The sequence below is a fragment of the Cerasicoccus maritimus genome, from assembly GCA_031296935.1.
GTDB lineage: Bacteria > Verrucomicrobiota > Verrucomicrobiia > Opitutales > Cerasicoccaceae > Cerasicoccus > Cerasicoccus maritimus.
On sequence record JAVDPD010000044.1, the window covers coordinates 1 to 23,772 of the forward strand.

Consider the following 23,772-nt stretch of genomic DNA (forward strand, 5'->3'; position numbering starts at 1 on the left):
TCTTGCATTAGGACCAGACTGATAATCCATGGTCTATCACACAACTGTCAGATTGCCTCGTAACTACTTCAGCTAATCAATTCCACAAATACCTTAAAATCAACTCCGCGTCCTCTGCGATCTCTGCGGTTAACAAACGAACGCGTCCTACATACGCCTCACTGGCTTTGCTCCCTTTGCTGCCTTCTGTTCAAAAACTGAACCCGCCTTGCTGGCTTTGGACCTATGGCTAGCTGATCAAGTCCGCGCGCCAGCCTTCGATGATGGGGCGGAATTCGTCGTTGTAAACCTGGTCGGTGTCGGGCTTGGGGAGGCCGGCGAAGACGCCCCAAAACTCAACGTGCTCCACGCTCGCGCCGGGCTGGATCGTGACCAGCGGCCCGAGGGTCTCCAGCTCGATCATGAAGTCGTTGCAGAAGGTCTCGTAAACACAGCCAAAGTCCGGGTAGGTCTTGCGCGGGTCGACAGACGCCGCCTTGACGAACGTGCCCGCCTCCTGCCAGTAGGCCGCCCAGCCCGGGTAATTCGTGAGGCCGAGCTTTTGCGGAACCTTGGCCTTCGACGAGTCGATGCCAATGAAGTCGGGGTGGAATTCCCACTCCGGGCGCGAGAAGTCCGTGTAAGTCCACGGCACCATAGAGTAGTTGGGCAGCAGGTCCGTCTCGTGGTTACCCTTGGGCAGCAGCGGCACGGTGGAGTAGCCGCCGCGCTCCATCACCGTCAACGCCCAGGGCGCGCATTGGACGGGCCATTGCAGGGTGTTGCGGATGCGGTGAGTCAGCTTGAAGGTCTCGGCGCCGAGGGCCGCAATCTGGATCGACTTGTGGAGGCCGCTGGGGTCCGGGCGCGGGGCTTCGAGGAGCAGCTCTTTGCCGTCGTCCATGTCAGCGATCTGGATGGCGACGTTGTCGGGATCGTAGGTGCGGGGCTTGATCTCGGGCGAATGCCAGAGGCGGTGTCCACCGCGCAGCAGCCACTCAGCCTCGCCGCTGCCGCCGCGCTCTTCCTTGACGCTGTGGAACAAGTTGGCGCCGCCATCGATCGAGCAGGCGACAACGCGGGGCCCAATTTCGGTGGGGATGGCCAGGCTGGCATGGCCCGACTTCAGCGTGATGCAATTCCAACCGTATAGTTCACTCGTGGTAGGCATAAATGGTGTCGTTTCTGCCCGGACAGAAGCGCGGGGCAATCATTGGGACAGAACATAGATCGTGCGTCACCGTGCGCAAATCTCATTTACAGAAATTAACGCCCCCAGCCCTGACAACGCCCTTTGCTCAAAGCTCCAATCGATCGTGAGACTGAAAAAAGTTTGCTTTAGATTCCATAAAAAATGACTTTAGACCCCATCAAAAGTGCATAAAAGTATTGGTTTGAAAACGCCAAATTTTGCAAACCACTCACATTTAATAGGATACAAAAAAGCGCCCTTCTGGACGCTTAATTCGGCAAAAAATGTCGATTTTTAGTTCTGCCCAGGGGCACCCCGGATGGCGGAATTGATGTCCTGCTGCTTCTCGTTACGACGCTCCACCGAGAGGTCCGGCAGAGGTGACTTCGCAAACTCCGGCCCAGACGCTTCATCATCGGCCAGGTATTTCGCAGCAATGCCATAGCGCAAGTTGTGCGACGAGTAGATAAATGAGCTCGCGCCAGCCATTTCGGCAATCGTCAATAAAATGAGCAACGCCGCGGGCATGATATCCGCACGCTCTTCGGGCAGGGCCGGTATCTTGGTCCGCTCATCCATGGTCATCGCAGCCAGTTCTACGTAAAGGAACCGCAGGTAAGCCATACTTAGCGAGTTGCCGGCCTGATCCTCGGCCTGCCCCAACCAGTTGGCGCGCACTGCGCGAGCTACAGTCAAAGCCCCACCGGTGCCAGCGAGGATATTAATGTCTTTCGGAAATCGGAAACCGGACTCCTCCACAGTGTTGCGGACGCGGCGAATGATCTTGCGCATCTCGACTGACTTCATCGGCTGTGCCATGTCGTCGAGCAGTTGCATCGACAACCGAATGGCACCAAGTGGCAGACTGACCTTGGCCATGATTTTGCGGTCGCGCACATGGATCAACTCCAGCGAACCGCCCCCGAGATCGGCCAGACAAAACTCCTGATACTGAGCGAGCACGGAGTCCGTCGAAATGCCCCAGGCAATGTAAGCCGCCTCTTCGTCTCCAGTGAGGACGCGCAGCTTGAGGCCGGTGGTTTGGTGGATTGCGTCGATAAACTCTTCGCGATTACCAGCGTCACGAACGGCCGAAGTTGCGGCGATAAAGAACTTTTCCACATCGTAGCCAGACGCTTCGTCGATCAGGGACTTCACGGCTTTGCAGGCATTCTGAATGGACTTGCTGGTAAGAATCGGCTGATCCGTGCCCAGTGCGCCGCCAATACGCGTCTCCCAAGTGGTCTCATAGCGAATGGCCAGCGACGAACCTGTTTCAGCGACTAAAAGCTTGATTGAATTGCTGCCGATGTCGATGACGCCTAGTCTCATAGTGTGTAGCCTTCCGTTGCGATGATCACAACGAATTCACCCTTGATCTTAAGGCATGTCGGATTTCCCACAAGAACTTTCAACGGTGCCGTGAGGATCGTTTCGTAGCGCTTGGTCAACTCGCGTGCGAGGCATACCACGCGTTCTGGACCCAAAACATCATGCATTTCCTTGAGGAACTTTTCGATGCGATGGCAGGATTCGTAAACAATAATGGTGTGCGCGAATGCTTTGTTTCGCTCTAAAAAAGTGCGACGAGCGGCAGACTTGGGCGGCAGGAAACCCGCGTAGAAAAAGGCGTCCGTTGGCAAACCGCTGGCGGCCAACGCCGCCAAGAGCGCCGAAGCGCCTGGAATCGGCACAACCCTCAGTCCACGCCGTCGGCACTCGCGCACCACGCGAAAACCCGGGTCACTAAGCGTAGGCGTCCCCGCATCGGAAACCAAGGCCACCGCAGCGCCGGCTTCTATCTTGTCTGCCAGTTCGGTTGCCCGCGCGAGCTCGTTGTGCTCGTGGTACGAAACCGTCGGCTGCGTCGATCCGATATGCGCGAGCAAGCGCCCGGTAGTCCGGGTGTCCTCGCAGGCAATCAAGCTCGCCAGCTTCAGGGCCTGAATAGCTCGCGTGGACAGATCGCCCAGATTACCTATCGGCGTAGAGACAACATACAGCGCTGGCTCCAGTGACTCGGCAGCAGACTCATCCATAAAAAGAAGCAGCCCCAAAAATCGGGGCTGCAGTAAATTAGTATCCTGTGCGACCGGCGTTGAAACCACCGCCGCTCATTCCCGGAGCTCCCCCCTCCCATTCTGCCGGGCGAGCCCAAGGCAGATTGCTTTGCTCAGGATTTGCAGACTCGCAGCCGGATAAAAATCCGCCGAGGCCCAAGATCGCAGCTGCTAACAGCAGCCGCAGACGTAAATTCTTTTGTTCTCTCATCAAGTAAGCAAGTTAGCCGGAATTTGCGTCCACACAAGTGCTATTGAGTGATTTGAACCGCATCACCTTCCTGCAGGCGAGAAGGCTCTTGGCCCGGCAGAATGTAAGCGACACTGTAGGTCGGCGCAACCGTGCCCACCTTGACGCGCAGCTTGCGGCCCAAGCCCTTGGCGACATTGAACTCCATTTGCTTCTGCATGCCGTCGACTTCGCCGCGGCTGATGATCAGCAGGCCTTTGGCGTCGTCTGTGCGAAGAATCGAAGCTTCCTGCTCCTTGACCGGGGCCAAGACACCGGAACCTGCACTTACTACGCCATCGCCAGTTGGCACTGCGTTCGCTGCGCTTTTCAATTGGAAAGTAAGCGCATCGATCTTATCTTTCTGCTCACCAATTTGTGTCTCTAAAGTAGCAATCTGGCCTTCAAGATCCTTCACCAATCCTACATCAACCGTGGAGGTTTCCGGGGTAGCAACGTTGATGATTTCTTTCTTCAGTTGGACATATTGTGCATCCAGATCCTTGTATTGCTTATCGAGCTCTTCATACTCGTTCTTTTGACGACCAAGGTCGCGCTTGATCTTGTTCAACTCATTCGAGGAGAAATTGATCTTGGAGTTGGCGTCAGCCAGCTTGGTGTCGAGCTCGCCTGCCATGCCCTTATACTTGATTTTTTCATTTTCATGGTCAGTCGCACGGGATTCCGCGGCTTGTAACTCAGCCCGTACAGCTTTAGTTTCATCTTGGGCAGATTTAACAACACCATTGGTTTGATACCAGAAGAATGCTGCGGCGACGGCGCCGAGAATCGCGAGAACGCGAAGCGCAATGGAGAGACCTTTCATAATGTCAGATAAGGAGAGATATTGTCAGATTGGGGAGGTTAGCTTACTGTTCGATCAAGAATTTAGATTCGTAGAAGGGTTCGCCGACCAGCTTGCGCAAGGGGCGATTCTGATTGGCTGCCATGTGATCTAGCAATTTAAAAATGAGTTCTGTTTGCGATTCAAGACCTAATTCTACAGCAAGTTGTTCAGCTGTAAATGCTTCGCCCGGTTTTGAGGATAAGGCGTCGACGATTTTTTGACGCGTTTCCAAGGTGATGGCGGCGGCTTTCTTACCCGCTTCAACCCCGGGTTGGTGGTAGGCGTTAATATTTACGAGCGAGCCATAGAGACCCACTGCGCGTTCATACAGGGCAATCAACATCCCCACGGTGTGCGCCGATACATCCTTCACCGTAATAGTGATCGACTCACGGCCTTGGTTGTAAAGCGCATCGCGCGTGCCGAGGTAGAAGCCCTGAAGGAAGTCGCCCGAAGTGAAGTCGGCCTCAACCGCTGGCGATATGCCGTCGCGGTCGGTGTGGACTTCGATGAAGGTCGCAAAGAAATTCAGAACGCCATCGCGCAACTGCTGGACGTAGGCGTGCTGGTCGGTGGAGCCCTTGTTGCCGTAAACGGCGATGCCTTGGTGGACGGTGTTGCCGTCGAGGTCGAGCTCCTTGCCGAGGGATTCCATCACGAGCTGCTGCAAGTAACGGGAGAACAACTCCAGGCGGTCCTTGTAAGGCAGGATAACCATGTCCTTCTTGCCCGCGCCGTCGGTGGCGTAATACCACATGAGCGCGAGGAGGGCCGCCGGGTTGTGCTTAAAGTCTTTCACGCGAGTCACGGCGTCCATTTCCTTGGCACCGCGGAGCATGCCATCGATATCAAATCCGGACAACGCAGCAGGCACGAGACCCACAGCAGCCAGCTCCGAGGTGCGGCCCCCTACCCAATCCCACATTGGGAAACGGGTCAGCCAGCTGTTTTCCACGGCGTGCTTGTCGAGCTTCGAGCCGACGCCGGTGATCGCCACGGCATGCTGGCCAAATTGTAAACCAGCCTTCGCCCACGCGGCTTCGGCTTCCACCATGCCATTGCGGGTTTCTGGCGTGCCACCGCTCTTGGAAGTAACCACAGCCAGCGTCGAACCGAGCTTGCCCTCAAGCTGCGCCAACACCTTGTCCATCCCGTTCGGGTCGGTGTTGTCGAAGAAGAAAATGCTCATCGGGTCGCTGGCGGGATTGCCGAGCGCCTGGTTGACGAATTCCGGGCCGAGCGCGGAGCCGCCAATGCCGATGCAGAGCAGATTTTCGAATTTGCCTGCCGAGCCTTGAATCGCGCCGCTGTGGATCTTCGCGGCGAAGTCCTTGATGGCTTGCTCGGTGTCCGCGATTTCCTTTTGCAGATCGGGCGTCGGAGCCAGGCTGGCGTCACGTAGCCAATAGTGGCCGACCATGCGGTTTTCATCAGGGTTCGCGATTGCGCCCCCCTCGAGTTCTTCCATCGAGGCAATAGCCTGATCGATTTTCGGCTTCATCGTAGCGAAGAAATCATCCGCAAAGTTCATGCGGCTGATATCGAGCGCGAAATCGAGCGGTTCAATGAATAGATAGTTTTCTTTAAAACGGTCCCAGGACATGACGTTATTCATCTAGGCAACGCAGAGAGCGGTGCGCAAGGCGATATCTGTAAAAGTATCCCATTGATGGCAAAAAATTCACCCATAGAGAAAAAACATTTGTCACTGAGCGGCGGGCAACATGTCCTAACCGGCAAATAAGAACGTCATGAGCCGCATTTCCCAAGCCTTTCAGCAAGCCCGCACCAACGGACGCCCCCTCTTCGTCTCCTACCTTTGCGCAGGCGACCCCAGCTTTGATACTTCACTGGCCGCCTGCAAATCACTGATCGAAGCCGGTGCCGACATTTTGGAGCTCGGTGCCCCGTTTTCCGACCCTCTGGCAGACGGTTTGACGAATCAACTCGCCGCGCAACGCGCCCTCGAAGGCGGCATGACGCAGGCCAAGGTGCTCGATCTCGTGCGCGAGATTCGCAAGTTCAGCGAGGTGCCCGTCGTGCTCTACACTTACTACAACCTCGTCTTTGCGCCCGGTGAAGCAGACTACGCGCGTCAGGCAAAGGAAGCTGGCGTAGACGGCTTCCTCGTGCTCGACCTACCCCCGGAAGAAGCTGGCAGCTGGCAGAAAGTTTGCGCCGACGAAGGCCTCGACACCGTTTTCATCGTCGCTCCGACCACGCCGACTGAGCGCATTGCGAAAATCGCCAGCGCCGCCACAGGCTTCATTTACTACGTCTCCCGCACCGGCGTAACCGGCGAACGCTCCGAGCTTTCAGCTGATCTGAAGGACTCCGTAGCCCAGATTCGCTCGGTAACGGACCTGCCGCTTGTGGTGGGTTTCGGCGTTTCCCGCCCAGAGCACGTGGCCACGATCGGCGCAATCGCCGATGGCGTCGTCGTCGGCAGCGCGTTGGTCAATTGCCTCGCCTCCAACCTTGAGCAACCAGAAGCTGGCGTAGCCACACTCAAGACCAAGGCGGAGGAGCTCATCGGCGGCCTCGCATAAACCCTCGCTAGACAGAAGAAGGCCGCGATTCCACAGGAACCACGGCCTTCTTGGAGGGGAGGTTGGGAAGAAACTAACGCCCGAAGAGTTGCTCAAATAGTTGAGAAGCCGCTTGATGCACTACTTGGTCCTTCTGATAGAAGGTCCAACCGATAGCTAGTAAAATTAATAAGCACATGACTGTGCTGCCGCCTAACCAACGCCAAAACACATCTTTGCGGATGCGATAGCCGTTGATATTAATATGGACTGAGTTACGACGACGTAGATAGGACATCTTGGGAATTATTCTGGGGGGAAGAATAGGTTGAAGTTAAGTCAAGTGGGAGAAATCTACGAAATAACGCCTGAAATGGACGAAACAATGTAGATTCTTAACTGTATTGTCACAGATCGGGTATCTTTCTACCCTCATATTTGAGGGGAGATCAATCAAATTCTGAAAATAATGGGCAACCGCTGCTACAATATTAAGTAATTTACCCTAATCCCAAATTTTCCTAATAGCGAAAATGGCACACCTCACTGCGCAAACTTTTTGACCTGCATTTCGAATGCCTCAGGAGGTTCCGCACTGATTACCAACTTTTGACCCGAAATTGGATGCGGAATTTCAAGCTGCCGAGCGTGTAGGAAAAAATTTTCCGGCCATTCAGCGCCGTGGCGAGGGCGAAAACCGTAGGTCGAGTCGCCATACAAAGGCATGCCGAGGTGGCTCAAATGCACCCGAATTTGATGCGTGCGTCCCGTGTGAATCCGGCAATGGATCAAACAATGGTGCTCGTTTAGTCGCTGCACAACACGCCAATCCGTATGCGCCGGCTTGCCATCCTCGCGAACCGCCATGCGGGTGCGGTTGTGTAGATCCCGCTCAATCGGCTCAAGGATGCTGCCCGCCTCCAACTGTGGTGAGCCGGCGACGATGGCCAAATACTCCTTCTTGGTCAGGCGCTCGGAAAATGACTTAACCAAACCATAATAAGCCTCATCAGTCTTGGCAAAAACGATGACGCCCGTCGTCGCCTTGTCGAGGCGGTGGACCACTCCCGGGCGCTCCTCCCCGCCTGCAAACGCCAGTTGTCCGTCGGTGTGAGCCAGAAGCGCGTGGCAAAGTGTTGGCGGGACCACCCCGGCACCGGGATGCGTCACCATGCCGCAGGGCTTATTGACCGCGACTAAATGCTCGTCCTCAAAGAGGATCTCGAGCGGTACGGGCATCGGCTCGACCTTGGTTGAGGGCGACTCGGGCAGAAACAGCGCGATCACATCCCCCTCGGCCACCTTCACTTTGCCTGCGACCGTGGAGCCGTTAACGCAGACTTTGCCGTCGTCAAACAACACCTTGAGCCGCTGCCGGCTCCAATCCGGCAATGCGCGGGCCAACGCCTTGTCCACGCGTCCGCCAGCGTCCCCCGCAGGGACGGTTACTTCCACCGATTCGCCCGCTGGTTCCGTTTCGTCGCCCAAGAGTTACATTCCCTTTTTCCGCAACTCGACTTCGAGCGCGGTTTGGAATTCCATCAAATCGTCTTCGGACGGGCGGTAACCTTCGGTCGGTCCGGGGATCAAGCCCAGGCGGCCCATTTGGTCCACTTGCCAACCCATCGTCTCGCCATCGGAGAACGTGACTGAGCCACTGACCATCGCGCCAGGGCGCGTCACGGCGTCGACTTCGACTTGCAGCGAGCCGCTGGAGAGACCGTCATCCACGAGGCTTGCCTCGGCGTCCACGGCGGGCTTGTCGGTGTCTTCCACCTTTTTCGGCTCATCCTTGTCGACAAGGTCGAGGTCCAGATCGTCCACCAAAAAGCGTACATCCATGTAGGTCATCTGCACGCCGAATTCGCTTTCCAGCCGACGCTGAATCTCTGCCAAGCCTTCACCTGCGGAAACCCACGAAACCACCTGCTTTTTTTGTTCGTCAGATAAACTCATAAGCGGGTCAGTGAAACAAACAGTCGGCCCGAATCAACAGCAATCGCACGCTCGCGCGCACTCCTTGATCAGAAATGCTTAGGCGTGGCAAACAGCTGCTGCTGCTACTGCGTATCAAGCTCGGGCCAGCGTGCGAGTTTACGGTGCAGTGTGCGGCGGGAAATGCCCATCAGCTCTGCAGCCTTGGTCCGGTTCCCAGCCGCCTCTTGCAAGGCGCGGCGCAGCAGTCGCTTTTCGCTCTCTTCCTTGGAAAGCGGCGGTGGAGCCTTGTCGTCCTGAGACGTCCAAGACTTGGCACTGCCGTCGGTCGTGCGTGCAGCGACTTCGCCACTACCCAGGAAGCGCGGGTTCAAATCGTATTCGGTAATCTCCCCTCCCCGCTTCATCACGACGACGTTTTCGCAGAAGTTTCGCAGCTCGCGAATGTTCCCCGGCCATGCGTAATTCTGCAACGCCTTCATGGCCGAAGACGCCAGGCGCGGCGCGGGCAAATTGTTCTCCGCCGCAAATTGCTTGATGAAATGGTCCAACAGCAACGGCACGTCGTCCTGGCGCATCCTCAGCGGCGGCAGAGTCAGCGGGACCACGCTCAGGCGAAAATACAAATCTTCGCGGAACTTCCCGGCCTCGACTTCGGCGCGGAGGTCGCGGTTCGTCGCGCAGACAAGTCGCACGTCGAGCGCAATCGGCTTCATGCTCCCCAGGCGCTCGACCGAACGCGTCTCCAAAAAACGCAGGAGTTTGACCTGTGTTGGCGCGTCGATTTCCCCGATTTCGTCGAGGAACAAGGTGCCACCGTCCGCCGCCTCAAAGCGTCCGATGCGACGCTCATTCGCGCCGGTAAACGCGCCCTTCTCGTGCCCGAAAAGTTCGCTTTCGAGCAAGTTCGCCGGGATCGCCGCACAATGCACCGGCACAAAGGCGCCGCGGCTACGCGTACTGTTCTGATGGATCATTTGCGCGACAAGCTCCTTCCCCGTGCCCGTTTCCCCGTAGAGCATCACCGTGGCTTTGGTTGGCGCGACTTGCTTCACCTCCTCCAACACCTGCTGGAGCGGCGCGCTGTTGCCGATGATGCCCTGGAAACTGAATTTGCGGTCCAGACGCTCGTGCAACTGCACGTTTTCCTGCTCAACCTTGCGGCTCTTGATGGCGCGCTTGATCATGATTTCCAGCTTCTCCAAATTCAGCGGCTTGGTGACGAAATCATAGGCACCGCGCTTCATCGCCTCGACGGCGGTTTCCACGTTTCCGTAGGCGGTCATCATGATCACGATGGGCTGGTAGGCCATTTTTACAGCCTTATCGATCACCTTCAGACCGCTCTGACCAGCCATGCGTAAATCAGTCAACACGACGGTAAACTCGTCGGAATCCAGCAATCGAAAAGCTTCTTCGGCATCACGCGCCACGGAGACTTCGTAGTCGTCTTCAAACAGGGCCTGCAAACCATCACGGGTATGCTTCTCGTCGTCGACGATGAGGAGACTATGCAACATAAAGACCAACCTGCCACGCACCTGCATCCGGCGCAAAGCCAAAAATGCGTCAAAGTGACGCGCCAGCTTACTGGCACTTTACCAACGTTGGCTGAGCATACTCACTCAAAGCGCCAGAGAACTGGCGCACTCCATATCGTAACCACGCCGTCTGCTTTAACCTTTCAACTTTTTCCTTCCTGACTGGGGGCCGGAGGGGGGGTAAAACCTACTTTATTCGATATCAAAGAACACTGCCCTACCCGCCCGTTCGCCGGGATCGGGCGCAGGTGGGGCGAACGCGCCGTGAAGTCGCGCGCTTCAACGCCAATACGCGGAGCGCAAGCTGGCATAATCGGGCGGAGAGTTGGGCGGCCTGACAGTCGCGCTCCACACCGAGATTGACCACTTCTAATTCGGGTATTTCCATCGTACACTAATATAGCACCGTCAACTGATCTACGGAAGGGGGGACGCTCGACAGACGCTTACGGTGTATTTGAGAATGGCTACTTTGAGTTCTTTGACTGCTTTGAATGAACCTCTTCGGATGCGCTGGTTGGTGATTAGTACGAAGAATCGCTCAACTTGGTTAAGTCAACTGGAGTGCGTTGGGGTAAAATGCAGATGCCAATGTGGTCGCTTTTTTAGTCGCTGGTTGACCTCGGCGCTTTTTGTGCGTGGCGTAAGCCCGTGCGTTTGGCGAGCTTGCGTGTGCTCTAATGCGTGGCCGTTTCCGGTTTTCTTCCAGCGCCAAACGCACAACCTCGGCCGCCTGCTCGTCGCTAACGCTCGGAGGACGAGCGCTGCGCGGCAGCTCCCTCAGTGCTGCAATCCCGCCTTCACAATAACGCTTGCGCAAATGACCAACGGTATGCGCTTTGAGCGATAGACGTTCAGAAATGAACTTATTGCTCAAACCCTCCGCCGCGAATAAGACAATCCGAGCGCGCGCCACCTCCTTCGCCGGTGCATTGCAACGACGAAGGAACGCTTCCAGATACTCACGATCTGCCGACGACAACTCGATTTTAGCTAAGGGACGACTTCTTTATTAAAAGACAAAAAAGTCATAAAAACATCTTAATTGATGCCAGTATATTTATGCCAGAAACATTGAACTCAGGACACTGGTTGCGATGGCTGCAAATTAACCTGTCCCTGCCCGTTTAAAAAGGATTTTCTTAAACGTAACGCGGGATAATCGACAAACGACTCGCTATCGGCGCGGCATCTGCTTTGCTACCGCGCATGAACCGCGGTTTTTCGCTGACAGTTTACGGCATCAGCGCCGCCTTCTTCGGCTGCTTCCTCATCTGGCCCATCCTGCAGATCTTGCAGGGCGGGTTCTTCGTCAATGGTGAGTTCACGCTGGCCTTCTTTGGCGAGGTTTTCTCGAACCCGATTTATCTGGAAGGCCTGCGCAACGCCTTTGGCATGGGGCTCTTTTCCACGATCCTCGCACTCTTGCTCGCGCTGCCGCTGGCCTTCGTGGCCGACCGTTATGACTTCCGCGGCAAAGCGATCTGCCTCGGTGCCGCGCTCCTGCCGATCATGCTGCCCCCCTTCGTGGGCGCAATCGGCATCCAGCAAATCCTTGGTCGCCACGGCGTATTCAATGTCATTCTGGCCAAGCTTGGGTTCATCGATCCGAGCATGCCAATCGACTGGCTGGCCGACGGGCGCTTCTGGGGCATCGTGGTGCTCAACGCGCTCAGCCTCTACCCGATCCTTTACCTGAACGCCGCCGCCTCCCTGGCCAATATCGATCCAGCGATGGAAGAAGCCGCCGAAAATCTCGGCTGCCGCGGCTGGAAAAAGTTCTGGAAAATCACCCTTCCGTTGATGCGCCCGGGGCTTTTCGCCGGCTGCACGATCGTCTTCATTTGGGCCTTTACCGAGCTCGGCGTGCCGCTGATTTTCAATTACCCACGCGTGACCTCAGTGCAGATTTTTGACGGCCTCAAGGAAGTTGGCGACAACCCGTTCCCCTACGCACTGGTCACCGTGATGCTCGTTTTTTCGGTCGGATTTTATCTAATCGGCAAAGGACTGTTCGGCCGCAACACCTTCACCATGATGGCCAAGGCTAGCCATGCCGGCGGAGCCAAGAAACCCGGCGCGCTCGGTCAGATTCTTTGCCTGTCGCTGTTTGCCGGCGTTAGCTTTCTGGCGCTTTTGCCGCACTTGGCGGTGGTGCTGATTTCGTTCTCGAGCAACTGGTATGACACCATCATGCCGACCGGTTGGACACTCCACAATTACGACCTCGCGCTGAGCAATGGCCTGACCGTGCCCGCGATCCGCAATAGCCTCTTTTACGCCGGTTTGGCAACCATTGTGAATGCATCATTCGGCCTGGCCATTGCCTACGTGGTCGTGCGCTCCAAGCTGCCGGGACGCGGCGTGCTCGACACGCTATCCATGCTGCCGCTGGCAGTGCCGGGGCTCGTGATGGCGTTCGGCTACTTCACCATGGCGCAGGAAGGAAAATTCTTCGGCTTCCTCAATCCAATCGAGAACCCGACTTGGCTGCTGATCATTGCCTACGCTGTGCGCAAGCTGCCGTTTATGGTGCGTAGTGCCGTAGCAGGGCTCCAGCAGACTTCTGAGACTTACGAGGAGGCCGCGCAAAACTTGGGCTGCCCACCGGTCAAAGCCGCATTCAAGGTCACGCTACCGCTCATCATGGCAAACCTGCTGGCGGGAGCGATTCTGGCGTTTTCCCAGTCGATGCTGGAGGTCAGCGACTCGCTGATCTTGGCGGTGAAACAGGAGTTTTATCCGATCACCAAAGCGATGTTTGAGTTAATGAGCTTGCTGGGCGATGGCCCCTATTTGGCCTGCGCTTTGGGCGTCTGGGCAATGTGCTTTTTGGCGGTCACGATCATCGGAGCCAACATGCTCCTCGGCAAAAAGATGGGCGCGATCTTCCGGGTATAGTCTAAGCGAGAAAAGACCGAGTGACGGTTCAATCCGCCAAAAACATCAGCGGGTTTGAAAAGGTGTCTGGCCACAACTGTAGTCATCTGCACTTCGTCACTAATTGCGTATGAGATACAGTGACCGAAGTCCAGAGGCGGTGCTAAATGAGTGAAGCTGCATTGGTAAACATGCGAATTGCAACAGCTGTTACCCTACGATTTGTGCGTGCGGCCTTAAAGTTGCTCAGCAGCTATTTTTAACGAACCGTTGGTTTCTCTGCGACCATGCGGTCGCGCAATGCCGTCAAGTCATCGACGATTCGCTGTAAGCGCGGCACAGGAATTTCACTCAAGTCATCGATGGTTAGCATATGCCTGCCGCGCCAGGTCTTCACGTAGATCGCGCGAAATTCGCGCGCCACCGACTCATGGCTTCTGGCCAGTTCCGCAGCGGAGAACTTGAGGCAGAAATAGACATAGCACAGCATCGGGCGCCCGTATTCGAGCTGGCAGCCTTTGCCCGGCGCAAACCAACCGTTTTCCTGATCGTAGTCCTCCGCCCGGTTCCCAAGAATGAAGCGTAGGAACGGGCTTTCCACACTTTCGCGGCAAATATGCTCCTGACAGCAGACCGTCGTGCACGTCGCACAATGCGGCTGTTCCGTCACCTGCCCGATGTGCTGAAGCTGCTGCTCAATCTCGATGTGAAGGGCTCGAATCTGTTCAAGCAAAGTTGCGTGCATCGCGCCACCATGCACACCGCATCGCGAAAGCACAGTCTTAAAACAAGGCTAGGAAATCTGAGCGCCCCCAGAGCAGAATTACGCTCGAAAAAAACCCAAGAACCAACAGCACGATGTAGAGCGTGAAAAACGATTTATCCGTAGAAACGCGGTTGAACTGCTTGCCGTTCCAACTCCCAAGCATAGTGATTGGAAAAAGAATCAAAGCGGCACCTGCGTTGCCAATGTGCAAGACGCCCAACGCCAAAAACGGGATCAGCTTGATGGTGTTTTGGATAAGCAGAAAGAAATTCTGCGCCGCGACGAATTGCTTTTTCTCCAGCCCATGACGCACGAAATAAACCGTGATCAGTGGCGAACCGGAGTTGGCTACCGTTTGACTCAGCGCGAGTAAACTCCCCACCGCAAACACCCCCTTCGAGGTGGTCGGCCCGCCGCCTCCACCAAGTTTGGCAATTTTGTCGCGAAAGCTGACCAACGCCACATAAAGCAGCGACAAGCCCGCCACGACATACTCCATCCGCTCGTGAACCGCCGCCTCCTCGCCCGAAGCAATCAGCGCCCAAAGAATCAATGCCCCGAGCGCGGTGCCCACAAACGCCGCCGGAATCAGCGGAGTCAGCAGCTTGCGGTCAACGTTCTTCCGATGCTGCCAACAGCCCAGACACCCAGCCGGTATCATGATCACCGCGATCACCGCCAAGCCATCACTAGCCCCCAGCGCGAGCACCATCAGCGGCGAAACCACAAAGCCCCCCGCTCCCAAACCGCTGCGTGAAAAGCCCATCAACCAAGCCGTAAACACCGCCAAAACAAGGCTAAACCACGGCAGTGGCGGTTGAATCAGTGGAGAATAGAAAGCCTCAAAAGACACACGCTTAAGCTATGATTCGCCACACAGTTTGTCACGCTGATTTGCTTTACAGGCCATCCCTCATGTCAGCTCCGGCCGAGTGGCATCAGCCGGGCTCCCGCGGGATTGAGCTGGTCATTGTGGGCATCCGTGTCGGGGTCATATTCACGGAGGAGATTCCAGAAAGAGGACGAGTGGTTCATCTCTTTGACGTGGGCCAGCTCGTGGTAGATCACGTGGTCTTGCAAGTTCGGGCGCAGGAGTACGAGGCGCCAGTTGAGCGAAATCGTGCCACTGCTCGAACAACTGCCCCAACGCGTAGCTTGGTCGCGGACGCTGACGCGCTTGATCTTCGCACCGACTGATTCCGCGAGCGCGAAGGTGCGTTGCTCGATGACCTCACGGGCAAAGCCTCGAACGAGCGCCACGAGGTTGGCCTCCTGCTCGCCTTCGGCTGAGATGCGCAGCTCGACCTCGTCGTTTTCCAGCGAGTAAACGTAGAATGGCTTCGTGCGGGTGAAGCCCTGCGAGAGCCGGAGTGTTTTACCCAATGCGTGGAGCCGCGGGTGCCGCTCCAGGTAGTCGCGGAGCGAGGTGCGCGTGGGGTGCTCGCTGAGGTTGCGCGCGAGCCAGTCCCCCTGACTGCGCAGAAATTCCAAGGCCTCCACAAAGGCGCAGCGCCACGGCACGGACAGGAGCGCATGGTTGTGCCGGCCGACCGTTAGCCGGATGTAGCGCGCGCGGCGTGAGCGACGGATCTCATAAGGAACCATCAGCGCGCCTTGGCTGGTCGAGACTTCAACCAGCCGGAGACTGTTCTGCTTCTGAGACACGTTCGGCAATGGCGCGCTGGGTCTCACTGGCGTGGCGGCGCAGCGCGGATTCTGGGTCGATGCCCGCCTTGCGACAGGCGGCGGCCAGCTCGAAGAGCGCGCGTCCGGCGTGCGCTTCGGTCAGGCCGTCGGCAAGCTCGTCAACGGCGGCGGTGGAATACTCGCCCTCGACGGGCAGGTCTTTCTTTTCGATTTGCTTGAAAACATTCAGCGCGTAGCGGAGCGCGGGCAGCTGCGGCGGCAGGTGCTTGAAGGGGCCTTCCTCGAGCGGGCGCAGGCCGTTTTTCTTTTCCTCGGCCTTGATCTCCTCCCACTTTTGGAGGACGGCTTCGGAGTCCTTCAGGTCGAGATCGCCGAAGACATGCGGGTGCCGGCGGACGAGTTTTTCGTTAATGTCGCGCGCGACATCGTCGAAGCTGAAGCGGCCCTCCTCCTCGGCCATCTGGGTGTGCATGATGACCTGCAGGAGCACGTCGCCGAGCTCTTCCTGCATGTGCTCGTAGTCCAGGCGGTCAATGGTGTCGAGCAGCTCGGCGCATTCTTCCACCAAGCAATCGCAAAGCGTTTGGTGCGTCTGCTCGATGTCCCACGGACATCCTCCCGGGCCGCGCAGGCGCGACACCGTGTATCGTAAATCATCTATCGAAGCCATTAGTTGAGCTTAGGGAATACAGTAACTCCCCTGCCCCCACAACACGTTTTTTTGCCGGAAAAGCCCCGCAGCCGCTCCCTATTCATTTTTCACAACGCAGTTATTGAAATCCATTCTCAACTCAACACACTCCCGTGCATGGTAAACAAGAAATCCGGCTCCTGCCCTCTTTTCATGCTGACGTTACTCAGTGTTGCGTTCCTATCAGGCTGCGCAACGACCACCCCGCAAGCGGCCAAGCAGCCGACGCCGGATTGGGTGGTCTACGACGCCCAATCCGGCACCCCCGTCGAGTGGATTGCGATGAGTAACGATGTATTAGCGGCTGACGCCATCCTCTGGGGTGAGCAGCACAACGACGCAATTGGGCATCAGCTGGAACAGCGCCTGACCGGCGATCTCTTGAGCACCTTCCCCGACTCCGCAGTTGCCCTGGAGATGCTGGAGCGCCACGAGCAAGTCTGGGTCGATCTTTACCTCGACGGGCAAATCGAAACCGCCACCTTCATCAAGCTCACCAATTCGGCCAACTGGGGCGGCGGTAAGAACACCTGGGGTGACTGGTATCAGCCGATCATCGACGTTGCCAAGGAGCAACGTCCACAGGGTGCCACCGTCATTGCCGCCAACGCCCCGCGCGAATATGCCCGCGCTGCCCGCCTGGAGGATTATGAAACCTTGCAGCAAGCGATCAGCGCGCACCAACCGACATTGGCCGTTGTGCCCGATGAAGCAGTCGACGACCAAGCCTACCACGACCGCTTTGTTGGCATGATGACCGGACACGGTCATGGCGAAGACGCGCCGCAGATCGACGCCGAGTCCTACCTCCGTGCACAGCGGGTGTGGGACGCCACCATGGCCAATGCCGTCGTGACCGCCAAGCAGTCTCACCGCAAAGTCATCCTCTTCATAGGCGACTTCCACATCGCCAACCTGGGTGGCACGCAGCAGCGCATCAAGCACCACGCACCAGAGCTCAAACTCGTCACGATTAGCGCCGTCGCCAAGGCCGATCCCACGCAGTGGAACCCGGACGATGCCGACCGCGCAGACTACGTTATCTACACCGCCAAGCCAGCCTCGGCGGATGGCTTAATGGCGATGCAGTAAAGCACTGACTCAATCCCGCAGCGGGATGCCGTAGGGACCGTCTTTAAGGTAGGCAATGCGCAATGGCTCGTCGCCCTTGTGCTGGGCGTAGAGTTTGCCTAAAGCCTTCTCAAAGAGTTCGGGGATGACTTTTTCCGGCGCAGCGGATGCGGTGTCGATATCGGCTAGGGCGGCGAGGCGACCGCCCGCGCAGACCCGGTAATCCGCCTCCGTAAACTGCGGGCTGAAGTAGTGGAAATTCGCCAGCGGGATCTTTTTAAAGAGCCGCGCCCACATCTGCACCTGCCATTGCTCGGGGATGAATTTCCAGTCCGGCGACAGGAGGATCTGCTCCAGCGCTTCGGGGCCGCTGAGTTTTAAAATCTGCAACACCGTGCGATAGGCCAAACTGCCGATCACGTCGGTGTCGGTGTTATTGGCGACCATCAGCACGTGACCGCCGGGCTTGACGATGCGCGCAGCGACGGTGCCCGCTTTCGCTGCCTGGTAGTGGTTGATACCGACAAAACCCGCGTGCGTCAGGACGACGTCATACTCGCCACTCCAAGGCACGGCCGTGTAGGTCTTCAGGTGCTCGACGGCGGCTTCATGGGCGTCCTTCAGGTGGCCGACAAAAACGCCTGTGAGGTTAAACTCATGGTCGAGCGTGACGTTGACAATGAAGTCCGCGCCGGCCTTGCTCGCGACTTCAAACGACTCCTCGTGGCAGGGATTGCCCGCGAGCTTGAGGTCGGTCGTGTTCGGGTCGGCCATCATCGGCGCGCCATGGAAAACAAAGGTGCTAGCCTCCCCAATGATACCCGGGCAAATCGACTTACGTCCACCCGAGGCGCCCGCCATAAAATGGCTTTCCACAAGGCCGGTCAGGATCTTGATATCGGCGTCGAGGTAGCGTTTATTGATGTAGGTTTCGCTGCCGCGCTTGGTCTGGCCGAGGTAGGTCAGGTATTCGGTTTCCTGGCAGTCGTGGTTGATCACGCGCACGCCGGCGTCGAGCACGCGGGCATCGATCATCGAGCCGATTTCATCCTTAGTCAGCCCACGGTGCATGCCCGTGGCCACGAGCACGATGATCTTCTCCGAACGCACGCCCTGCTTGAGCAGACGCTCGACAATCGGCCACAGGATGCCCGACTCGCCACGATATGGCACTGGGCGTGTGTTGTCCGAAATCACGATGACCGCCGACGGGTCTTTGCCCAGCGCAAGCTTGTGCGCAATGACGGCGTCGAGCCCCGGACTGCCAATGGAGTTATCCAGCGCATCTTGCACGGCTTGAACGGGATTCTCCAACGCAACCGGCGTCCCCATGGAAAGCACTTCGACATTTTCCGGGAGGTTAAGCGCAATGTTCGAGGGGCCAAAAGGTAAGTGAGTCGATTGGAGGGTGTTCATAACGAGATAGAGTCAACAGGATGCCCTGTGCGGTCAATCCTGTTCGATCACTCCCTCAACTTCAGAGCATGCTTGCTATGAGCACATCACAAAATAATCATACAGCAGCTCTAGGAAAATGAAATCAATCACCACGCCACTCTCCGCCTACAAGCAGGCCCATCAGCTACTCTGGAAACGCAACTTCTGGAAATACCTGATCTGGCCTGTGCTCATTTCGTTCGTCATCACGTTACTGCTGTTGGCGGGCTACGTGGCAGTGGGTGACTACTTGGTCAGCAACGTGGAGGAATACTTTTTCGGAGAAGAAAAGATCCCGGCCTGGCTAAAAGCGATCTTCTGGCTCGGCGTGCTGTTTCTGTTTTCGGGCCCGCTCTACGTGGGCTTCCGCGGCCTAGTGATGATCTGCTATGGGCCGTTTCTCGACAATCTCTCGCAGGAAATCGAACGCGAGGTCAACGCCGAGGTGCGCAACGCGGAGCGCAGTTTTATCGAGTCCATTAAACGGCCGACCATTATGTTTGTGTGGACCTTTGCAGCGTCGATCGGCGTGCTGCTGGGTGGCATTGCGGTGGGCGCGATTCCACTGGCAGGCGTTATTCTGGCCGCCCTACTGCCCTTCCCGTTTCAGATGTTCCTCAGCGGCGTGGCTTACATCGATCCGTATCTCGACCGCGCCAACTACTCGCCCAAGGAATCCTTTGCCGCGATACGCAAACACTTCGGCGGCGTGGCGCTCTTTGCGATGATCGGCTTGGTCATTCAGGCCATACCCATCATCGGCTGGTTCATTGGGCCAACGTATTCCGTGATCGCCGGCGTGCTCTACGGCATTCGCGTGGAGAAAGACTGCCCGCTGCCAACCAAGCCCGCGCCGGGCTTAGCCAGCGATCAGCATGAAGAAGCCGGAGCCGGATAAAAAGCCGATCATTGCCAGCCAGGTAACGCGCTTAAAATACCAGAGAAAGTCGATCTTCTCGAGGCCCATCGCCGCCACACCAGAGGCCGAGCCGATGATCAGCAAGCTGCCACCCGTGCCCGCAGAAAACGCAATGAAGTGCCAGATCGTGGAGTCCATCGGCGCGGTGTACATCCCCATCGAGGCGGCCACCAGCGGCACGTTGTCCACCAAAGAAGACAGTAAGCCGAGCAGCACGATGACAACGTCCTGGTTGGGGATCACCGTCTGCATGAACTCCGCCAAGTAACGCAGGGAGCCCAGCGCCTCGCCATGCATCTCCCCGTAGACCATCGACTGCAGGGCGCCAACTGCCATCAGGATGCCCCAGAAAAACAGTATGCTCGACATCTCGATCTTCGACAGCGCGCGGTTGGACGAATACAGGTAGCGGCGCGCTTGCTTGAAATCTTTTTCCGGGTGAATGCGCTCGGACACCATCCAAACTACGGCCAGGCCCAGCATAATGCCCATGTAGGGAGGCATGTGCGTGAGGCTTTTGAAGATGGGTACAAAGACTATTGCGGCTAGGCCAAGGTAGAGCATTTTCTTGCTGCTCAGCAAAGGCTCTTCTTCTTCATCTGCTTCCTTGGGCACGGTCAGCTCGCCGCGGAAAGCGGGTAAAAAGCTCGCGATAAAATATGGCACGACAAAACAAATGATCGATGGCAGCACGATCTGCTCCACCAGCATACCCGCCGTCACCTTGTTGCCGATCCAAAGCATGGTGGTCGTCACGTCGCCAATGGGAGACCACGCGCCGCCGGCGTTGGCCGCAATGACAATCAGGCAGCAAAACCACAGGCGCTCGTGGCGCTCGGGGATCAGTTTGCGCAGCAAGGCGACGAGAATGATCGTCGTTGTTAAATTATCGATGATCGAAGACAGGATAAAGGCGATGACGCCGGTGATCCACAGCAGCTTCACCTTGTTGCGCGTGCGCACGACTTTCTTCAATATCACGAAGCCCTGGTGCAAGTCGATGATCTCAATGATCGTCATGGCCCCAATTAGAAAGATCAGGATCTCCGCGGTGTCGCCCAGGTGGTGCAAAATCACATCCTGAAACTCTTCCATCGCCTCCGCGGAATCATGGAAGCTGAACGCGACGCCCTGATCATTCACCAGGCTGAAGACACCATGGTGAAAGCCGCAGCCCAAGATAGCCCACAGAATGACCGCCATGATTAGCGCCGGCACCGTCTTGTCCAAACGCAGCGGATGCTCCAGCGTTATGGCCAAGTAACCCAAGACAAAAAGGAGGATGATTATCGCCTTCATCGGGTAAATATCGATACCCTAAAACCTTATGCTAAAAAAGCACAGAATTACCTCTACTAATATTATTCCTAGTCGTAATTCGACTCAAAAGCCCTTTAAATAAAGCACTTCAGCGTAAGGAGCCTAATTTCCAATCGAAGCAAGCTTCCGGATGTCAATGGGGACCCAAGCGCCAACTCGGATCATTTCTAAATAGTATAAGGTTAGCTGAATCCAAATACCTCAGCGAGCGGCGAGTCCTTAAGCTTACATGGATGAGATCACATCGCTCTAACCCGTATGACGCATTCGAAACTACTCATACGGCTCCAGGTGCACGGTCACGTCGAGCAGAGCAGGGAATTGCTCCACCAGTTGGTCCTTCACCTCGTGCCCCAGCGCATGACCATCACTAATGCTCATTGCGCCATCCACCTGCACGTGAATCTCCACGAAGTAGCCTGGGCCGCTCTTGCGCACACGGCATTTCTCGATCAGGCAAACCTGCGGATGTCGCCCCGCCTCTTCGCGCAGCGCCCTAACGAGACTCGTGGCGACTTTGCCATCCAACGCATCGTGCAGGGACATTTTGATGATGCGAAAAGCGTTCCCCAAAATGATCACGCAGGCCACTAAAGCTGCCCAGTCATCGGCCGCAGCGTAGTCTTGGCCGCCGATAAGAGCAATGGTGATGCCGATTGCCGCAGCGGCCGAGGTCAAGGCGTCACTGCGATGATGCCACGCATCCCCCTCCAGTGCCCGGCTGTCGAAATTTTCCTCAGTAATGCCGATTACCTTGCGGAACAGCAGCTCCTTTGTGATGACAACCAAGATCAGCACCGGTAACGTATACCACTCGGGCACAGCATGCGGCACGCGGATTTCACGGATGGAAAACACCGCAATCGCAATGGCCGCACCCATAAGCGCCATGCCCGACATAATGCCAACAAGCGATTCGATTTTACCGTGACCGAAGGGGTGGTTTTCATCGGCTGGTTTGAGCGAGAGCAGGAAGCCGCCCCAAGTCACAACCGAGAGAAACACATCACTAGCCGACTCCACCCCATCGGCAATTAGCGCGTAGGAATTACCCACGTAACCAACGCCCAGCTTGACGAGCATCAGGACCACATTCAACCCCAGCACCGTGATGGCGGTGCTCAGCAAGGTTGTGTTATTCGAAGAATAGGAGACTTCGTCGCGCATGGGAGATCAGCTTTGCTGGCGTGCCCCTGTCTAAAAATCGCGCTGACGCGTGTCGATAATCAATGTGACTGGCCCGTCATTATGCGCCTCGATTTGCATGTCTGCCGCAAAAACTCCACTGGCCACAGGCTTACTTAACTCAGAGGCGAGCAGTTCCTTAAACTTCTCAAATAGCGCAGTCGCCTCGTCGGGCTGCGCTGACTTGTTAAAGGACGGGCGCGCGCCTTTCTTCACATTCCCGTATAACGTGAACTGGCTGATGACCAACGCGCTGCCTCCCTGGTCGATTAATGATTGATTCATGCGGCCCTCGGCGTCTTCAAAAACCCGTAGTGCGGCGACCTTACGTGCCAGCCAGGCAGCGTCGTCAAGCCCATCGCCCTGGCCCACCCCGAGAAAGACCAGCAAGCCAGCGTCGATTTCGCCCGTGGTTTCACCGTCCACACGGCAGGCAGCATGGGTGACTCGTTGAACGACTGCGCGCATTACTTCTGACCGGCAAAGAACGATACGACCCGCGCCACGATCTCTTCGACCGGCGCGAGCTTACCGGCGCCTTCATAACCGCAGGCCAGCATTCCATTAGCTTGCGGCTCGATGAAATAACAGCCCCACTCCCGTAATTGTGCGATGTTCTTCTGCGTGGCCGGATGGGCTAACATTTTGCCATTCATCGCGGGAGCGATCATGACCGGCGCCGGGGTCGCCAAGTAAAGGCTCGTCAACAGGTCGGGCGCTAGTCCATTGGCAAAACAGGCAATGATGTTCGCCGTGGCTGGCGCAACGAGAAACAGGTCTGCCTTATCAGCCAGCTCAATGTGTCCCGGCTGCCAGCCCTCACCCTCTTTCCAAAGATCGACTCCCACCGGGTTACGCGATAGTGTTTGCAACGTAATCGGGCCTACGATTTTGGCCGCTTCTGCGGTCATGACAGCAAATACGTTCGCCCCGCCCTGTGTGAGCTTGGATGCGATATCCGCCGCTTTATAAGCAGCAATGGAGCCAGTGACGCCCAGAATGATGGTCTTGCCAGAATAGGACATGAGCAAAAGATTAGGTCACCTTAGTGTGAGTTTCACGTCTAAAATTGCCCCCTCTTCGGGCTACTTCTGCTGTAAGTAGTTTGCTGCGATCATCAATAAAACGATTTCACCAATCGAAGTACCCCAAAAGCGACAAGGATCGGCGTTGTGGCACATCATTCGCTTGCTACAGAATCTCACTGATCCCAACGTGTCCTTACATCTACTGAACAGACTACATCGTTTATCCCCGATGATGCTCGGCGTAGCAGCGGGTATCTCGGCCTTTGCGGTGATAGGCGTGTCCATTGGTTTGTTTTACCTACTCATAGAAAAAACTTACGACTCCAGCCTACTCGAGCAAACCGAACACCTGGCCACTTCGATTAACAGACTGTTTTCACGCTGCGGATGATCTTTGTTGTTTTTCGATGTTCGCAGAGCACGCGTAGAGGCCCGTGAGTGCTCCGCGATGATGCTTTTGAGTCATTTAGTGGTTGATTTGATGAATTGAGGCAGGCTCATGCTGGGCGATGAAACA

Annotated in this window: 23 protein-coding genes and 2 pseudogenes; 4 read left to right on the plus strand and 21 right to left on the minus strand. The window is 56.5% G+C overall.

The genetic code is table 11. The features are described 5' to 3' along the window. Positions 1–229 precede the first annotated feature (229 nt). From RBB62_RS19300 to RBB62_RS19325, 6 genes are all read right to left on the minus strand, one after another. On the minus strand, positions 230–1,150 hold the full coding sequence (locus RBB62_RS19300) for a hypothetical protein (protein WP_309400896.1): 921 nt from the start codon (positions 1,148–1,150) through the stop codon (positions 230–232). Between the two features lie 315 nt (positions 1,151–1,465). Next, on the minus strand, positions 1,466–2,503 hold the full coding sequence (locus RBB62_RS19305) for a Ppx/GppA phosphatase family protein (protein WP_309400897.1): 1,038 nt from the start codon (positions 2,501–2,503) through the stop codon (positions 1,466–1,468). Next, complete coding sequence (gene rsmI / locus RBB62_RS19310) at positions 2,500–3,210, minus strand: 16S rRNA (cytidine(1402)-2'-O)-methyltransferase (RefSeq protein ID WP_309400898.1); 711 nt, start codon at positions 3,208–3,210, stop codon at positions 2,500–2,502. Before rsmI ends, RBB62_RS19305 begins: the two co-directional genes overlap by 4 nt. Positions 3,211–3,247: 37 nt before the next feature. Then, the gene (locus RBB62_RS19315; protein WP_309400899.1) at positions 3,248–3,442 is read right to left on the minus strand and encodes a hypothetical protein; all 195 of its coding nucleotides are present in this window, start codon (positions 3,440–3,442) and stop codon (positions 3,248–3,250) included. A gap of 40 nt (positions 3,443–3,482) precedes the next feature. Next, positions 3,483–4,286, minus strand: coding sequence for a hypothetical protein (locus tag RBB62_RS19320; protein WP_309400900.1), 804 nt, complete (start codon positions 4,284–4,286; stop codon positions 3,483–3,485). A gap of 43 nt (positions 4,287–4,329) precedes the next feature. After that, the gene (locus RBB62_RS19325) at positions 4,330–5,910 is read right to left on the minus strand and encodes a glucose-6-phosphate isomerase (RefSeq protein ID WP_309400901.1); all 1,581 of its coding nucleotides are present in this window, start codon (positions 5,908–5,910) and stop codon (positions 4,330–4,332) included. A 148-nt stretch (positions 5,911–6,058) separates the two neighbouring features. Between RBB62_RS19325 and trpA the strand changes: the two genes are divergently transcribed. After that, a complete protein-coding gene (gene trpA / locus RBB62_RS19330; RefSeq protein ID WP_309400902.1) occupies positions 6,059–6,856 on the plus strand; it encodes a tryptophan synthase subunit alpha in 798 nt (265 codons plus the stop codon). A 73-nt stretch (positions 6,857–6,929) separates the two neighbouring features. Here trpA and RBB62_RS19335 read toward each other — a convergent pair whose 3' ends face one another. The 6 genes and pseudogenes from RBB62_RS19335 to RBB62_RS20360 form a co-directional block, all read right to left on the minus strand. After that, a complete protein-coding gene (locus RBB62_RS19335) occupies positions 6,930–7,133 on the minus strand; it encodes a hypothetical protein (protein ID WP_309400903.1) in 204 nt (67 codons plus the stop codon). 245 nt (positions 7,134–7,378) lie between these two features. Then, positions 7,379–8,323, minus strand: a complete 945-nt coding sequence (locus RBB62_RS19340) for an RluA family pseudouridine synthase (protein WP_309400904.1) — start codon at positions 8,321–8,323, stop codon at positions 7,379–7,381. 3 nt (positions 8,324–8,326) lie between these two features. Continuing rightward, positions 8,327–8,791, minus strand: coding sequence for a hypothetical protein (locus RBB62_RS19345; RefSeq protein WP_309400905.1), 465 nt, complete (start codon positions 8,789–8,791; stop codon positions 8,327–8,329). Positions 8,792–8,895: 104 nt separating this feature from the next. Further along, entirely contained in the window at positions 8,896–10,290 is a 1,395-nt protein-coding gene (locus RBB62_RS19350; protein WP_309400906.1) for a sigma-54-dependent transcriptional regulator, read from the minus strand. A 495-nt stretch (positions 10,291–10,785) separates the two neighbouring features. Continuing rightward, positions 10,786–10,920: pseudogene (locus RBB62_RS20355) on the minus strand (IS630 family transposase); the annotation flags it as partial. 136 nt (positions 10,921–11,056) lie between these two features. Beyond that, a pseudogene (locus tag RBB62_RS20360) lies at positions 11,057–11,227 on the minus strand (helix-turn-helix domain-containing protein); the annotation flags it as partial. Between the two features lie 293 nt (positions 11,228–11,520). Here RBB62_RS20360 and RBB62_RS19355 point away from each other — a divergent pair. Beyond that, entirely contained in the window at positions 11,521–13,212 is a 1,692-nt protein-coding gene (locus tag RBB62_RS19355; RefSeq protein WP_309400907.1) for an ABC transporter permease, read from the plus strand. 238 nt (positions 13,213–13,450) lie between these two features. On the opposite strand, the gene RBB62_RS19360 is transcribed toward RBB62_RS19355, so the two are convergent. The 4 genes from RBB62_RS19360 to RBB62_RS19375 all read right to left on the minus strand — a co-directional run bounded on the left by RBB62_RS19360 (position 13,451) and on the right by RBB62_RS19375 (position 16,274). Beyond that, positions 13,451–13,969, minus strand: coding sequence for a hypothetical protein (locus RBB62_RS19360; protein ID WP_309400908.1), 519 nt, complete (start codon positions 13,967–13,969; stop codon positions 13,451–13,453). 4 nt (positions 13,970–13,973) lie between these two features. Further along, entirely contained in the window at positions 13,974–14,810 is an 837-nt protein-coding gene (locus tag RBB62_RS19365) for a sulfite exporter TauE/SafE family protein (RefSeq protein ID WP_309400909.1), read from the minus strand. A gap of 65 nt (positions 14,811–14,875) precedes the next feature. Next, positions 14,876–15,622 carry a M48 family metallopeptidase gene (locus RBB62_RS19370; RefSeq protein WP_309400910.1) on the minus strand — a complete coding sequence of 249 codons (747 nt, stop codon included), beginning with the start codon at positions 15,620–15,622 and terminating at the stop codon, positions 14,876–14,878. Next, positions 15,588–16,274 carry a MazG family protein gene (locus tag RBB62_RS19375; RefSeq protein ID WP_309400911.1) on the minus strand — a complete coding sequence of 229 codons (687 nt, stop codon included), beginning with the start codon at positions 16,272–16,274 and terminating at the stop codon, positions 15,588–15,590. The genes RBB62_RS19370 and RBB62_RS19375 overlap by 35 nt, the downstream gene beginning before the upstream one ends. A gap of 174 nt (positions 16,275–16,448) precedes the next feature. Here RBB62_RS19375 and RBB62_RS19380 point away from each other — a divergent pair, with 174 nt between their 5' ends. Beyond that, positions 16,449–17,387, plus strand: a complete 939-nt coding sequence (locus RBB62_RS19380; protein ID WP_309400912.1) for a ChaN family lipoprotein — start codon at positions 16,449–16,451, stop codon at positions 17,385–17,387. Between the two features lie 9 nt (positions 17,388–17,396). Here the strand turns inward: RBB62_RS19380 and RBB62_RS19385 are convergent, their stop codons facing one another. Continuing rightward, a complete protein-coding gene (locus RBB62_RS19385; protein ID WP_309400913.1) occupies positions 17,397–18,782 on the minus strand; it encodes a lactate racemase domain-containing protein in 1,386 nt (461 codons plus the stop codon). A gap of 118 nt (positions 18,783–18,900) precedes the next feature. Between RBB62_RS19385 and RBB62_RS19390 the strand changes: the two genes are divergently transcribed. After that, positions 18,901–19,701: an EI24 domain-containing protein gene (locus RBB62_RS19390; protein ID WP_309400914.1), complete on the plus strand. Its 801-nt coding sequence runs from the start codon at positions 18,901–18,903 to the stop codon at positions 19,699–19,701. Here RBB62_RS19390 and nhaD read toward each other — a convergent pair. From nhaD to RBB62_RS19410, 4 genes are all read right to left on the minus strand, one after another. Next, positions 19,663–21,021: a sodium:proton antiporter NhaD gene (nhaD, locus tag RBB62_RS19395; protein ID WP_309400915.1), complete on the minus strand. Its 1,359-nt coding sequence runs from the start codon at positions 21,019–21,021 to the stop codon at positions 19,663–19,665. The genes RBB62_RS19390 and nhaD overlap by 39 nt on opposite strands. Positions 21,022–21,315: 294 nt before the next feature. After that, a complete protein-coding gene (locus RBB62_RS19400) occupies positions 21,316–22,209 on the minus strand; it encodes a cation diffusion facilitator family transporter (RefSeq protein ID WP_309400916.1) in 894 nt (297 codons plus the stop codon). Between the two features lie 30 nt (positions 22,210–22,239). After that, positions 22,240–22,695 (minus strand): D-aminoacyl-tRNA deacylase, encoded by a 456-nt coding sequence (dtd, locus tag RBB62_RS19405; protein ID WP_309400917.1) that lies wholly within the window; start codon positions 22,693–22,695, stop codon positions 22,240–22,242. Further along, positions 22,695–23,252 carry a flavoprotein gene (locus RBB62_RS19410; RefSeq protein WP_309400918.1) on the minus strand — a complete coding sequence of 186 codons (558 nt, stop codon included), beginning with the start codon at positions 23,250–23,252 and terminating at the stop codon, positions 22,695–22,697. The genes dtd and RBB62_RS19410 overlap by 1 nt, the downstream gene beginning before the upstream one ends. Between the last annotated feature and the right edge of the window lie 520 nt (positions 23,253–23,772).

Coding starts and splice junctions, on each gene's coding strand:
- RBB62_RS19300 (WP_309400896.1), bottom strand. CDS start 1,150: ATGCCTACCACGAGTGAACTATACGGTTGGAATTGCATCACGCTGAAG.
- RBB62_RS19305 (WP_309400897.1), bottom strand. CDS start 2,503: ATGAGACTAGGCGTCATCGACATCGGCAGCAATTCAATCAAGCTTTTA.
- rsmI (WP_309400898.1), bottom strand. CDS start 3,210: ATGGATGAGTCTGCTGCCGAGTCACTGGAGCCAGCGCTGTATGTTGTC.
- RBB62_RS19315 (WP_309400899.1), bottom strand. CDS start 3,442: ATGAGAGAACAAAAGAATTTACGTCTGCGGCTGCTGTTAGCAGCTGCG.
- RBB62_RS19320 (WP_309400900.1), bottom strand. CDS start 4,286: ATGAAAGGTCTCTCCATTGCGCTTCGCGTTCTCGCGATTCTCGGCGCC.
- RBB62_RS19325 (WP_309400901.1), bottom strand. CDS start 5,910: ATGTCCTGGGACCGTTTTAAAGAAAACTATCTATTCATTGAACCGCTC.
- trpA (WP_309400902.1), top strand. CDS start 6,059: ATGAGCCGCATTTCCCAAGCCTTTCAGCAAGCCCGCACCAACGGACGC.
- RBB62_RS19335 (WP_309400903.1), bottom strand. CDS start 7,133: ATGTCCTATCTACGTCGTCGTAACTCAGTCCATATTAATATCAACGGC.
- RBB62_RS19345 (WP_309400905.1), bottom strand. CDS start 8,791: ATGAGTTTATCTGACGAACAAAAAAAGCAGGTGGTTTCGTGGGTTTCC.
- RBB62_RS19350 (WP_309400906.1), bottom strand. CDS start 10,290: ATGTTGCATAGTCTCCTCATCGTCGACGACGAGAAGCATACCCGTGAT.
- RBB62_RS19355 (WP_309400907.1), top strand. CDS start 11,521: ATGAACCGCGGTTTTTCGCTGACAGTTTACGGCATCAGCGCCGCCTTC.
- RBB62_RS19375 (WP_309400911.1), bottom strand. CDS start 16,274: ATGGCTTCGATAGATGATTTACGATACACGGTGTCGCGCCTGCGCGGC.
- RBB62_RS19380 (WP_309400912.1), top strand. CDS start 16,449: ATGCTGACGTTACTCAGTGTTGCGTTCCTATCAGGCTGCGCAACGACC.
- RBB62_RS19385 (WP_309400913.1), bottom strand. CDS start 18,782: ATGAACACCCTCCAATCGACTCACTTACCTTTTGGCCCCTCGAACATT.
- RBB62_RS19390 (WP_309400914.1), top strand. CDS start 18,901: ATGAAATCAATCACCACGCCACTCTCCGCCTACAAGCAGGCCCATCAG.
- nhaD (WP_309400915.1), bottom strand. CDS start 21,021: ATGAAGGCGATAATCATCCTCCTTTTTGTCTTGGGTTACTTGGCCATA.
- RBB62_RS19400 (WP_309400916.1), bottom strand. CDS start 22,209: ATGCGCGACGAAGTCTCCTATTCTTCGAATAACACAACCTTGCTGAGC.
- dtd (WP_309400917.1), bottom strand. CDS start 22,695: ATGCGCGCAGTCGTTCAACGAGTCACCCATGCTGCCTGCCGTGTGGAC.
- RBB62_RS19410 (WP_309400918.1), bottom strand. CDS start 23,252: ATGTCCTATTCTGGCAAGACCATCATTCTGGGCGTCACTGGCTCCATT.